The organism is Ciceribacter thiooxidans (assembly GCF_014126615.1).
Taxonomy (GTDB): domain Bacteria; phylum Pseudomonadota; class Alphaproteobacteria; order Rhizobiales; family Rhizobiaceae; genus Allorhizobium; species Allorhizobium thiooxidans.
In genome coordinates, this window is sequence record NZ_CP059896.1 from 999,650 (window position 1) to 1,011,904 (window position 12,255).

12 protein-coding genes are annotated in these 12,255 nt (G+C 63.7%); 3 read left to right on the plus strand and 9 right to left on the minus strand.

Annotated features, from left to right (window positions below):
* Positions 1-167: 167 nt before the first annotated feature.
* The 4 genes from H4I97_RS04700 to H4I97_RS04715 all read right to left on the minus strand — a co-directional run bounded on the left by H4I97_RS04700 (position 168) and on the right by H4I97_RS04715 (position 3,991).
* On the minus strand, positions 168-1,058 hold the full coding sequence (locus H4I97_RS04700; RefSeq protein ID WP_182306771.1) for a DMT family transporter: 891 nt from the start codon (positions 1,056-1,058) through the stop codon (positions 168-170).
* An 84-nt stretch (positions 1,059-1,142) separates the two neighbouring features.
* On the minus strand, positions 1,143-2,291 hold the full coding sequence (locus H4I97_RS04705) for a PQQ-dependent sugar dehydrogenase (protein ID WP_244658716.1): 1,149 nt from the start codon (positions 2,289-2,291) through the stop codon (positions 1,143-1,145).
* 113 nt (positions 2,292-2,404) lie between these two features.
* Positions 2,405-2,809: a hypothetical protein gene (locus tag H4I97_RS04710; RefSeq protein WP_182306772.1), complete on the minus strand. Its 405-nt coding sequence runs from the start codon at positions 2,807-2,809 to the stop codon at positions 2,405-2,407.
* Positions 2,810-3,061: 252 nt separating this feature from the next.
* A complete protein-coding gene (locus H4I97_RS04715) occupies positions 3,062-3,991 on the minus strand; it encodes an EAL domain-containing protein (RefSeq protein WP_182306773.1) in 930 nt (309 codons plus the stop codon).
* A 220-nt stretch (positions 3,992-4,211) separates the two neighbouring features.
* Here H4I97_RS04715 and H4I97_RS04720 point away from each other — a divergent pair, with 220 nt between their 5' ends.
* Entirely contained in the window at positions 4,212-5,414 is a 1,203-nt protein-coding gene (locus H4I97_RS04720) for a pyridoxal phosphate-dependent aminotransferase (RefSeq protein ID WP_182306774.1), read from the plus strand.
* Positions 5,415-5,485: 71 nt separating this feature from the next.
* On the opposite strand, the gene H4I97_RS04725 is transcribed toward H4I97_RS04720, so the two are convergent.
* On the minus strand, positions 5,486-6,685 hold the full coding sequence (locus tag H4I97_RS04725; RefSeq protein WP_182306775.1) for an OpgC family protein: 1,200 nt from the start codon (positions 6,683-6,685) through the stop codon (positions 5,486-5,488).
* Positions 6,686-7,017: 332 nt separating this feature from the next.
* Here H4I97_RS04725 and H4I97_RS04730 point away from each other — a divergent pair, with 332 nt between their 5' ends.
* Positions 7,018-7,284 carry a DUF2188 domain-containing protein gene (locus H4I97_RS04730; protein WP_182306776.1) on the plus strand — a complete coding sequence of 89 codons (267 nt, stop codon included), beginning with the start codon at positions 7,018-7,020 and terminating at the stop codon, positions 7,282-7,284.
* Between the two features lie 162 nt (positions 7,285-7,446).
* Here H4I97_RS04730 and H4I97_RS04735 read toward each other — a convergent pair whose 3' ends face one another.
* Positions 7,447-8,343: a LysR family transcriptional regulator gene (locus tag H4I97_RS04735; RefSeq protein ID WP_182306777.1), complete on the minus strand. Its 897-nt coding sequence runs from the start codon at positions 8,341-8,343 to the stop codon at positions 7,447-7,449.
* A gap of 93 nt (positions 8,344-8,436) precedes the next feature.
* On the opposite strand from H4I97_RS04735, the gene H4I97_RS04740 reads away from it, so the two are divergent.
* The gene (locus H4I97_RS04740) at positions 8,437-9,450 is read left to right on the plus strand and encodes an NAD-dependent epimerase/dehydratase family protein (protein WP_182306778.1); all 1,014 of its coding nucleotides are present in this window, start codon (positions 8,437-8,439) and stop codon (positions 9,448-9,450) included.
* A 46-nt stretch (positions 9,451-9,496) separates the two neighbouring features.
* Here the strand turns inward: H4I97_RS04740 and H4I97_RS04745 are convergent, their stop codons facing one another.
* From H4I97_RS04745 to H4I97_RS04755, 3 genes are all read right to left on the minus strand, one after another.
* Positions 9,497-10,609 (minus strand): alkene reductase, encoded by a 1,113-nt coding sequence (locus tag H4I97_RS04745; RefSeq protein WP_182306779.1) that lies wholly within the window; start codon positions 10,607-10,609, stop codon positions 9,497-9,499.
* Positions 10,610-10,696: 87 nt separating this feature from the next.
* Positions 10,697-10,990: an ArsR/SmtB family transcription factor gene (locus tag H4I97_RS04750; RefSeq protein WP_182306780.1), complete on the minus strand. Its 294-nt coding sequence runs from the start codon at positions 10,988-10,990 to the stop codon at positions 10,697-10,699.
* Between the two features lie 351 nt (positions 10,991-11,341).
* Positions 11,342-12,238: a LysR family transcriptional regulator VtlR gene (locus H4I97_RS04755; RefSeq protein WP_129332383.1), complete on the minus strand. Its 897-nt coding sequence runs from the start codon at positions 12,236-12,238 to the stop codon at positions 11,342-11,344.
* Between the last annotated feature and the right edge of the window lie 17 nt (positions 12,239-12,255).

Consider the following 12,255-nt stretch of genomic DNA (forward strand, 5'->3'; position numbering starts at 1 on the left):
ATTGTAGCCATAAGGTTTTATGGGATTTCATTGAAATCCTTCGTCATTTTTACGAGTTTTCGCGGGCTAGCCCGAAAGGGTTATATCGACCTAGCCCGATATGGCTATCGCGGAAGGAAGTGCTCGCCCTACGGGTGTCGGGAATCGCATGCGTGTCGTCGACAACGTCAGGCGGTGGCCGCCCTTCGTCGGGTCAGTTCCGGCACCAGTTCCACCATCAGCATTGCCGCAAACATTACCGCACATCCGGCATAGCCGATCGCCGGAAGCGAATCGCCCATAAGAACAGCCCCGAAGAGTGCACCGAAGAGCGCCTCGGACGAGAGGAAAATCGCCGCCTGCGGCGCCGTCGTGTAGCGCTGGCCGATGATCTGGAGGACGAAGGCGAGCCCCGAGGAGAGAATGCCCGCATAGAGGATCTCCGTCAGCGAGCCGGTGATGGCATCGGCGGTGATGGGTTCCAGCACCGCGCCGCCGACGGTCCCGCCGAATGCGCAGACGCCGAACTGCAATGCGGCGAGCGCGAGCGGTCTGCCGCTTTTCCCGACTGCGATCGGCGTCAGGGTGATCTGGATTGCGAAAAGCACGGCACAGACCATGATCAGAAGGTCGCCGTCCGTCAGGCCGGAGAGTGAACCGCCGCTCAGGAGCAGGATGCCGAGCAGCGTCAGAACAGCCGCGGGCCAGACTATCCAGTGCGGCTTGCGGTGCAGGATCAAGACCGCGATCGCGGGCACGAGGACGACGTAAAGCCCTGTGAGGAAGCTCGCATTGGTGACGGTTGTCGTCTTGATGCCGATCTGCTGCAACGTCTGGGCGGCGAACAGGACGGCGCCAATGACCACGAATGCCGTGATATCGCCGCTTGCCAGCGGTCGGGCGGCGTTCTTCGCCTCACGCCAGGCGAAGGGCAGGACGGCGAGAAAGGCGAGGCCGAAGCGAATGCCGTTGAACCAGTTCGGTCCGAGCATGTCCATCGCGCTCGATTGCGCGACGAAGCCGCCACCCCAGATGGCGGCGGCAAGCAGCAAGACCAGGTTGGCCTGAATTCGGGACATCGCGGATGAGCTTTCTCTCGGGGAGGTCGGATGGCGGCAAGCGTTATCAGGAGGCCGCCCGGGCGGCAAGCGAGACGGCGAGGGTCAGGGTGTGCCGGCGCGGGAAACCCGCAGAAGCGCGCCGTCGTCTTCGTCGGTCACTAGCAGCACCGCGCCATCGGGCGCGACCTTGACGTCCCGCAGCCTGCCGAATTCACCCTCGAACAGCCGCTCTTCGTGCGCTGGGGTGCCGCTGTCGTCACGCTCGACGCGTGCGAGCAACTGATATTTGAGCGCGGCGACGAGGAAGTTTCCCTCCCATTCGGGAAACATCTTGCCGTGGTAGACGTCGATGGCGCCCGGTGCGATCGATGGGTCCCAGTAGTAGATCGGCTGTTCATAGCCTTCCGCCGCCTGCCCGATACCGATTTCGGCTCCGGAATAGTGCTTGCCGTAGGCGATCACCGGCCAGCCGTAGTTCTTGCCGGCCATGACCGCATTGATCTCGTCGCCGCCACGGGCGCCGTGCTCGACGACGAAAAGCTTTCCGTCCGCCGGGTCTATGACGATCCCTTGGGGATTGCGGTGGCCGATCGACCAGATCTCATGGGCGGCCGTTTCGCTTCTGGCGAAAGGATTGTCCTCGGGGATGCTGCCGTCGGGCTTGATGTGGAGGATGGAGCCCGCATGGTCGCGAGGGTCCTGCGCGCGGTCCATTTCGCCCCGTTCCCCGATGCCGAAGAAGAGGCTTCCGTCGGCGGCGATGGCGATCCGCGAACCGAAATGGACTTCGGTCCCGGTGAAGCGGTTCATCTGGAACAGCTTCACCGGGTGTTCGAGGCGATTCTCATCCGGTGAGAGCGTGGCGCTGAAGAGTGCCGTGCCTTGTCCGCCGCTGCCGGGGATGGCGGCAGTGAAGTAGAGCTTGCGGCTGCGGGAAAAGTCGGGCGCGAGCGCGACGTCGAGCAGGCCACCTTGCCCTTCGGCATAGACGTCCGGCAGACCGGACACCGGCTCTCCGACCTTGCCGTTGCGGATAATCCGCAGGCGTCCCGGCCGCTCCGTGACGATATAGGCACCGTCCGGCAGGACTTCGACCGCCCAGGGGTGGTCGAGGCCACCGGCGATCTTGGTGACCTCCAGATTGGCCCTCTGCGAGGGATATTCCTCGGCGAGCGCGGGTGAAGCGGCGAGACCGAGCAGCAGCGCGGCCGCGACCGACATTCGCGGGTTGAATGATCCTCTGATGCGCATGATTCCTCCCGTTCCTTCCCGCCTCTTCATCCGGAATATTGGAAGATTGCGCTGGATTGGCAAGATTGTCGCCGGTTACGAGCGCGCGAGAGTCTCGCTCTTGCTCGGTTCCGCTATCGCCGGCCGCGGCGCTTGCGCTCCGCCTGGATGAAATCACGAACGCTGCGGCGCCAGAAGGAGACGCTGGCCGACGCCATCCCCACGAAGCCGATCATCATCAGCACCATCAGCAGGCGCCGGTCGGTCGACCCGGCGACCCCGGCGCTCTGTGGGCGGGTAACCGCCGTAATCGAGCCGGTGGTGAATGGAGAAACTTCCGGTTCCGGCGCTGTGGTCGCACCGGCGGCTCGTGATGCGGAAGGGTGCGCGGCCGTGCCGACGTCCGCCTGTGCGGCGCTCGCTGATGACGGCGCGAGTCCGGTTCCCGATGCGAAGAGAAGGGCCGCGGCGAGAAGAAGGGTTGCGGTGCTCGCACGGATGCCCCTGCGTGCGGCCTTTTCATCGTTGTCGATCAGCATGACAGAAGCCCTCAGGACGCTCTTTGCCTCCCGGCCGCGAAACACCCGGCCGATCCGCAGCCGGCAGAAGGACGTCGCAAACGGGGAGACTGGTACTCTTATGGATTTCGGCGTCGTGCTCGCCGGCTCCGATGCAACAGTGCGCCGTCTTTGTGGACTTCTCCGGGACGGGAATGTGGCGCAGATGTGTCTTTCTGCGGCAATTACGCGGCAGGCTTAACGCTTGGTGAATGCCGCGTAGGGTCGAGGTCGTCAGCTGCGGCGCTTGCCGAAAACGGGGGCGGCTCGCTGGGAGGGCGTCTTCACCGCGGCGTGGCCGGCTGTCGGGGGCGCCGACTGTGCGGCTATCGGCAGGTCCACATCGCGTTCGGCGAGCGGCAGGATGATCTCGGGATATTCCGCGTTGAAGTTCGTCGGAGCGATTTCGGGTCTCGCAAGCGCATAGCCTTGCATGAGCGACACGCCGAGTTCTTCGCATAGATCGACCTGCCACATCTCTTCGAGGCGTTCGAGGATCGTCTCCGTGCCGTGCTCCGAGAGTTGGCGCACGACGACCCGCAGCAGCGCGAAGCCTGCGGAATTGTGCATGTAGTCGCGCACCCAGTCGCCGTCGAGGCGCACGAAATCGGGTCGCAGCGTGCGGACCCGCTCGATGTCGGTGTCACCGGCGCCGTGGTCGGTGAGGGAGACGCGGAAGCCGGCCTCCCGGAGCCGCTCGACGTGGCGCGCCAGCCGCGGCAGTTCGATCCCGGACGCGCCGGAGATATCGCAGATGATGCGGTCGGGCTCCATGCCGCCGCTGTGGGCCGCCAGACGAATGCGGTCGAACTCGACGCGCAGGCGCGTCGGGTCCGGATAGAGCGCCGGATTGAAGCTGACGAGGGCCATGGCCCGCTTTCTGTGCAGCAGGCCGGCATTCAGGATGTGGATGGTCCGCAGCAGGCTTTCGATTTCCGGGAGGTCGTTCGGCTCGACCAGCGGGAAGAAGTGTGCCGGGGCAAAGGGCTCGCCGTTACGCTCTGCGCGGACAAGGCCCTGGAAGGAATGGATGTCGAGTACCTTCGGGGACAGCCGACGGAAGACGGGTTGCAGCGCGCATCTGAGGACGAAGGGACCGTAGACGGTCGACCATGCGCCGTCCTCGCCCCGGATCAGGTTGTTGAAGATGCTCGCTGTGGTCATTCAGAACGGCCCGCACGGATGAAACTTTGCCCGCATGCCTCCGTTTTATCGCGGAAGGCTTACCTGCCGATTAATTGCGCGACAGTCCGGCGGCCTTATGTTTTCCCGGCACTGTGGCCGGATTGGGCTTGAAACAGCGGGGTGATTTCGCCATAGAACTTGAACCTGGAGCCCTGCACCTCGTGGTTCCCCCGTTCAACAGCTTCAGGACACACAAATCATGGCATTTCTCGCCGACGCCCTCTCGCGCATCAAGCCTTCCGCGACCATTGCCGTCACGCAGATGGCCCGGGACCTCAAAGCCCAGGGCAAGGATGTGATTTCGCTGTCCGTCGGCGAGCCGGACTTCGATACGCCGCAGAACATCAAGGACGCGGCGATTGCAGCGATCCAGCGCGGCGAGACGAAGTACACCCCCGTTTCCGGCATCCAGCCGCTGCGCGAGGCGATCGCCGCCAAGTTCAAGCGTGAGAACGGGCTGGACTACAAGCCGAGCCAGACGATCGTCGGCACGGGCGGAAAGCAGATTCTCTTCAACGCCTTCATGGCGACAATCAATGCAGGGGATGAAGTCGTGATCCCGGCGCCCTACTGGGTGTCGTATCCGGAGATGATCGCGCTGTGCGGTGGCACGCCGGTCTTCGTCAAGACGACGATCGAAAACAATTTCAAGCTCACCGCCGAGCAGCTGGAAAAGGCGATCACGCCGAAGACCAAGTGGTTCATGTTCAACTCTCCGTCCAACCCGTCGGGTGCCGCCTACAGCTATGATGAGCTGAAGGCGCTGACCGATGTGCTGATGCGGCATCCGCATGTCTGGGTGCTGACGGACGACATGTACGAGCATCTCGTGTTCGGTGATTTCGTCTACTACACCCCGGCCCAGGTCGAGCCCGGCCTCTACGACCGCACGCTCACCATGAACGGCGTTTCCAAGGCCTATGCGATGACCGGCTGGCGTATCGGCTACGCCGCCGGCCCGATCGAGCTCATCAAGGCAATGGACATGATCCAGGGCCAGCAGACCTCCGGTGCCTGCTCGATCGCCCAGTGGGCCGCCGTCGAGGCGCTCAACGGTCCGCAGGACTTCATCCCGACGAGCAAGAAGGCCTTCGAGGAGCGCCGCGATCTGGTCGTCTCGATGCTGAACCAGGCGAACGGCCTCGTTTGCCCGAAGCCGGAAGGCGCCTTCTACGTCTATCCGTCCTGCGCGGCGCTGATCGGCAAGAAGGCTCCCTCGGGCAAGATCATCGCGACCGACGAGGACTTCGTCATGGAACTGCTCGCCACCGAAGGTGTCGCGACCGTTCACGGCTCGTCCTTCGGCCTCGGACCGAACTTCCGCGTTTCCTACGCAACATCCAACGAGAAGCTGGAAGAGGCCTGCCGCCGCATTCAGCGCTTCTGCGCCGACTGCAAGTAACGGGCGCACGACAGGAACGGGAAAGGGCGGGGCCTTGCGGCTCCGCCCTTTTCTTTTGGACAGCGGGGAGATCAGCCCGCGACGCTCGGTGCCGGGCTGGAGGGCGGGCCGAGGAAGCGGTCGCGCTCCCGCCAGAGAGCCGGCAGACTGAGCAACGCCAGCGACCCGAGGGCGATCATCGTCTTCGTGACCTGCGTCAGTTCTTCGGTTCGCCCGTCCACGTAGAAGATCACGTAGACGATCAGCACGTGCCAGACGTAGATCTGCAGCGAATGGCGGCCGAGGAGCTGCAGGTAGCGCAGCGAGAAGATGCCGGTCAGAACCGAGGCGATCCGCCGGACCACCGCGTGATCGTGGCGGGGGCCGGCAATCAGCAGCCACGCCATACCATAGGCCGCGGCGGCGAAGTTCAGCAGGTATACCGGCCCGAAATCGGCACGGATTTCCATGAGCCCGAACTTCTCCAGGACGATGCCCGGCATCAGGCCGTGCGCGGTCAAAAGCCTGAGCGGCAGGAAGAACAGGCAGACAGCCAGCGACATCTTGGCGAGGAAGGTATGGTCGGGATGAAAGACCTCCTTCCACTCTACCTTCTTCATCGAGGTCAGCGTGCCGGCGATGATCCCGGCGAAGAAGACGATCTGCCAGCCGAGCAGGTTGAAGCTCGCGCGGATGCCTTCCTTCTCCGGCGATGCGCCGAGCCAGCCGTCGAGCGGGTAGGTCACGAGCCGGTGCAGTCCAAGCTGACCGGTCATCCAGATGAGCAGGGAGGCAATGGCGACGGTCCGCCAGCGGTCGTCGAGGCAGAGTTTGATGACGAAAGGCGCCGCCACCATGTAGATGATGTATTGCGGCAGGATGTCCATGAATGTCGGCTGAAACAGGAAGCCCGCGATGGTTCCGAGCCGCAGCGGGTCATCGAGCCGGGTGCCGCCGAGCCAGTTCTGCCAGATCACGGATGCGCCGGGCAGCAGCAGTTGCAGCGCCAGGATTACGAGCACGATGCCCATCGCGTAACGATAGAGCTCCAGCGCCCGCGCCCAAAGCTTGTCGCGACCGACGGTATAGCCGCTCTTCATCATCTTGCGCGCATAGACCATCCCGGACAGCAAGCCGGAAAGGAAGACGAAGCCTTGGGCATCCTCGACGAAGGCGAGGTTGCGGTGGTTGATCTGGACGAGCCACAGCCCGCCGGCGAAAACCAGATGGTTGAGCAGCATGAAGACGAGGAAATAGCCTCGCATGCCGTCGATGAGGTCCAGTCTCTTCAATAGCTGTGCTCCCGACTCGCTTCGCCCCGCCTCGCGCGGAAGCGTTGTTGTCGTTCATTTTGGTTACATTGCGGCGCAGCACGCCTGTGACCACGAGGGCTGACCGGGGAAACGGCGATCCGAACCGAAGGTTCCAGAGTTCGTGCGGAAGCGATGTCGTTTCCCGGAGCGTCTGACGAAGGAGGGGCGTCCTACCGCCGCAGGTCTGTCGCAAGCTGTTTCGGACGAAGCGTTTTCGGCGTATCATGATCGTCATGTCGCCCCGCCGTTTGCAGATCGGCGGCTTTGATGAGATAGTGCCGTGGGCGAGAAAACGCATCCAGGAGACATGCATGGTCAAGGTCACCTACGAAATCGTGCCGCACGACGGTGGATGGGCGTACAAGCTCGGCGGGGTCTATTCGGAGACCTTCGCCAGCCATGACGAGGCCCTCGAAGCCGTTCGTATCGTGGTCCAGGAACAGCAGGTCGGCGACGAGCCGGTCGAGATCAGCTATCAGGACGCGTCCGGCAAGTGGCATGAAGAATACAGCGACGGCGGCGATCGTCCCGAGGTCGAGATCATAGACCGGTTCCGTCCGGGCGAGGCGTCCGTCTAGGAGGGCTGACACCGGGATCGCCGGAACGGGGATGGATGATCCTGCTCGTTCTCGAAAACGCTCGCTCCTTCAAGGGCCTGGCGACGTCATCTCATCGTTGATGACAATATGTTCGAGCGCTTTCGAAACGTGGAACCGGCCGCCAAATTCCCGGCAGAGCCATCATTCCCCTGCAATGTAGACGAGCAATCCCTTCACGAGTGCGTCGAAGGCGACGCGGCATCGCGGCGTCGTCTTCAGATCCTCGTGCATGACAACGTAGGTCTCCAGCGAAAGATCGGGCGCTCCGGCAAGCAGACCGACCAGATCCTTGTCGCGGCGGGCGAGCCCCCTCTGGCACATGCCGATGCCCAGCCCCGCGCGGATCGCGGCCAGTTGGGCAAGATTGCTGTCGGTGCGGAAGGAAAAATCGAGCGCCGCGAGTTCCGGCCGTTCTTTCATGATTGCCCGTACATAGGCGAGTTCCCGGTCGAAGCCGATCAGCCGGTGTCCGTCCAGGTCGCCGAGGCTCTGCGGCGTGCCGTGGCGGGCGAGATAGCGCCTGTGGGCGTAGAAGCCGAGCGGGATCGCGCCGGCGCGGCGGCTGAGGAGCGCCTCCTGCCTCGGGGCGGTCATCCGCACCGCGATGTCGGCCTCGCGGCGCAGCAGGTCTTCGACCTCGTCCGAGAGGGAGAGCTCGACGGAAAGCCCGGGATGGCTCTCCTGAAGCTCGGCGAGAATGGGCGGCAGCACCTCGACCCCGATCACCTCGCTGGCGCTGATACGCACGGTGCCCTTTACCTCGTCCGATGCGGCGCTTGCCATGCGCGAGAGTGCGGCGGCGGTGGCCGCCATCGTCTCGGCGTGGCGTTTCATCTGCAACGCGGTTTCCGTCGGCAGGAGCCCCCGCGGCGTGCGCAGGAAGAGCGGCGTGCCGCTTGCCGCGTCGAGCGCATCGAGGTGACGCCCGACCGTCGGCTGCGTGAGGCCGAGCACGCGGGCGGCGCCCGAGAGCGACCCTTCCTCGAGCACGGCGAGGAAGGTGCGGTAATGATCCCAGCTTTCAGATTTGACGTTCATACATTTATGTATATCAACTGAAGAGAATATCGCAATTCCGTATATCTCCTTTTCCGTGCATCCTCCGGTCACAGCAACACACGGAGCAATGTCATGACAGAAGATCTGATTTCACGACCGACAGCGCTGGTGCTGGGGGCCACTGGAGGCATCGGCGGCGCCATGGCCGCGAAGCTTGCGACGCGCGGCTACGGCGTCCGTGCGCTGCACAGGAATGCGTCGGCGATGGCGGCGCGCAATCCCTCGATCGACTGGCGGCAGGGGGACGCGATGAACCGCGGGGATGTCATTCGCGCGGCGGAGGGCGTGTCGCTGATCGTGCATGCCGTCAATCCGCCCGGCTATCGCGACTGGGCGCGTCTGGTGCTGCCGATGATCGACAACACGATCGCCGCAGCGAAGGCATCCGGCGCACGCGTCGTGATGCCGGGCACCGTCTACAATTTCGGCCCCGAGACCTTCCCGGTCCTCGATGAAGAGAGCCCGCAGCGACCGGTGACCGTAAAAGGAAAGATCCGCGTCGCGCTCGAAGAACATCTCGAGGCGGCGGCGGCTGATGGCGTGCCGGTCATCATCGTCCGGGCAGGGGACTATTTCGGTCCCGGCGCCGGCAACAACTGGTTCGCCCAGGGGCTGGTCAAGCCCGGTGTTCCGGTGAAAGCCGTCACGCTGCCGGGTGCGCCCGGTATCGGTCACCAGTGGGCCTATCTGCCGGACGTCGCCGAGACGATGATGCAACTCGTCGAGCACGCCGATCGCCTGCCGCGGTTCGCCCGCTTCCATATGGAGGGCGTCTTCGATGCGGACGGGCTGCAGCTTGCCGAAGCGATCCGTCGCGTCGTTGGTGACCCGAGGCTGCCGATCCGGCGCTTCCCGTGGTTTTTCGTGCGTCTCGCTTCGCCCTTCGTCCCGCTATTCCGGGAAGTCATGGAGATGCGCTATCTCTGGCAGGAGCCGCTGCGGATGAGCAACCGGCGTCTCGTCGAGGTGCTCGGTGCCGAGCCGCATACGCCGCTCGACCGCGCCGTCGCCGAGACTCTCGCAAGCCTCGGCTGCCTGCCGAACCGACAGAAGGCGGGCGGGTGGCTCGTCGCCGCCCGCGGTTGAGCATTTCGGTTGCCCCGCAGCAGATGCCGCGGGGCAATGTCCTTCCTCAGGGGAGGAAGGGGTAATCCGTATAACCTTCGGCCCCGCCGCCATAGAAGGTGGCGCGGTTCGGCGTGTTGAGTTCGGCGTCTTCCTGCAGCCGCCGCACGAGATCGGGATTGGCGATGTATTCGCGCCCGAAGGAAACCATGTCGGCGTAACCGCTTGCCACGGCGACCATGGCGCTGTCGCGGTCATAGGCGTTGTTGACCATCCAGACGGCATTGCCGCCCTTGCCACGATAGGCCGCCTTCAGGCCGGCCCAGTCGAACGGCTTGTCGCCCTGCCGGAAATCGCGGTCGCCGCCGGTCGCCCCTTCGATTACGTGGATGAAGGCGAGGTCGAAGGCGGCGAACTGTTCGACGAGATGGTTGAAGAGCGGCTGCGGGTCCGGGTCGGAGGCGTCGTTCGCCGGCGTCACCGGCGAGATGCGGATGCCGGTACGCTTGCCGCCGATTTCCTTCGACACGGCTTCGACGACCTCGAGCGCGAAGCGGACGCGGTTCTCGATCGGTCCGCCGTAGGCATCGGTGCGGTGATTGGTTCCGGAGCGCAGGAACTGGTCGATCAGGTAGCCGTTGGCGCCGTGGATTTCGACCGCGTCGAAACCGCAATCGATCGCGTCGCGGGCAGCGCGCCGGAAGTCCTCGATGATGCCCGGAATTTCGGAGAGTTCGAGCGCCCTGGGCTCGGAGGTGTCGACGAAAGCGCCGTTGCCGTCCTCGCCGATGACGTAGGTCTTCGACTTGGCGCGGATCGCCGACGGTGCGACCGGTGCCGCACCGCCCGGCTGCAGTGAGGTGTGGGAGACGCGGCCGACATGCCAGAGCTGCACGGCGATGCGGCCGCCTGCCTCATGGACGGCGTCCGTTACCTTGCGCCAGCCGGCGAGCGCCTCTGGCTTGTAGAGCCCCGGCACCTGGGCGTAGCCCTGGCCCTGCTGGGTGATCGCGGTGCCTTCGCTGACCAGCAGACCCGCCGTCGCACGCTGCACGTAATAGGTGACGTTGAGGTCGTTGGGGATTGCTCCAGGCGAGCGATTGCGGGTGAGCGGCGCCATCGCGATGCGATTGGGCAAATGCATGTCTCCGAGCTGGATCGGATCAAAGAGATTTGTCATGAGGGATGCCTTTCGGGAGGATAAAGAGGCGCTCGTCCGCCGACGGGAGGAGGGCGGTGCGATCGTCGCTGGCGGAGAATGGCCGGATCAGAGTCTCGAGGCAATAGCCTTGAGGAATGCGCCTATGGTCTCCTCGTTGCGCCTGTAGAAGACCCACTGGCCGACTCGCGTGGAGCAGAGCAGGCCCGCTCTCTGCAACGTCGAGAGGTGAGCCGAGACGGTCGATTGCGACAGGCCGCAACGTTCGAACTGACCGGCACTGACACCGACCTCGAATGGATGCTGCTGGGCGTCGAAATGGTCGTGCGGATTCTTCAGCCACGTCAGCATGTCGACCCTGGTGGGATGTGCAAGCGCTTTGAGGACTTCGTCGAGGTTCATCTTCGTCGCTTCCGTATCGTGCGTCTTCCGCGTTGACATATGAGCATGAGCTCGAGAATCAACACCTGCGAATACGATATATTTCGAAAGTACGAGATATTGTCAGCCCCGAAAGGGCAAGGAAAAGAGCAAAAAAAAGAGGGCCACCGGATCGCTCCAGGGCCCTATAAGTGTGAAGGTCAAAAAACCTCCAGAGGGGAACAGCTGCTGCGGTGGAACTGGGAGGAAAAGCCACCATGTGCATCAGCTGAGTGCGATATGGTCGTTATTTGTGCAGTGAACAATGCATTATAATGCATGCCTGTCATGCGCATGTTGCAGACCTATGGAAATCCGCACGCTGCGCGTGAATTAGAAGTTCCAGTTTCTGGCCTTGGCGACGATGAAATCGCGGAAGGCTTTAAGCTTTGCTGCGTTCTTCATCTCGTCGGGATAGCAGAAATAGGTGTCGAAGGACGGCACGTCGGCGCTGGTCACGAGTTGCAAGAGGCCGGGATCGCGGCCGACGATGTAGTCCGGCAGCATTGCGATGCCGATGCCGAGCAGGCAGGCGCGCTTGATCGAGGTGAGGCTGTTGATCTGCAGGTGCGGGTGGCGCGGGTTGTCGGAGGTGCGGCCGGCGACTTCCAGCCAGTTGACGTCGAGCAGGTAGCTCGGCGCGGGCTCCCCGAAGGTGATGATGCGGTGGTTGTCGAGATCCTCGATCGACTGCGGCTCGCCGTAGCGGTTGATGTAGGAGGGCGCCGCGTAGACATGCATGTGCACGGTGAACAGCTTGCGCTGGATGAGGTCCGACTGCTGCGGCTGACGCAGGCGGATCGCGCAGTCCGCATGGCGCATGTTCACATCCAGTTCCTCGTTGTCGAGGATGAGCTGGATCGACATGTCGGGATAGAGCTGCAGGAACTCCTGGATCTTGTCGGTGAGCCAGCCCTGGCCGAGGCCGACCGTCGTCGTGACGCGGAGCTTGCCGCTCGGCTTCTCCGTCGTCTCGGTGAGCTGCATCTTCACCGTTTCGAGCTTCAGCAGCACGTCGTGGGCGGTGCGGTAGAGAAGCTCGCCCTGTTCGGTGAGAATGAGGCCGCGCGCGTGCCGGTGGAAGAGCTTGACGCCGACCTCCTGTTCCAGCGCGCTGACCTGGCGGCTGATCGCCGACTGGGACAGATGCAGCTTGTCCGCCGCGTGCGTGAACGAGCCGGCTTCCGCTGCCGCATGAAAGATGCGCAGCTTGTCCCAGTCCAGTGGCATTCCGCCGCCTCTCATCA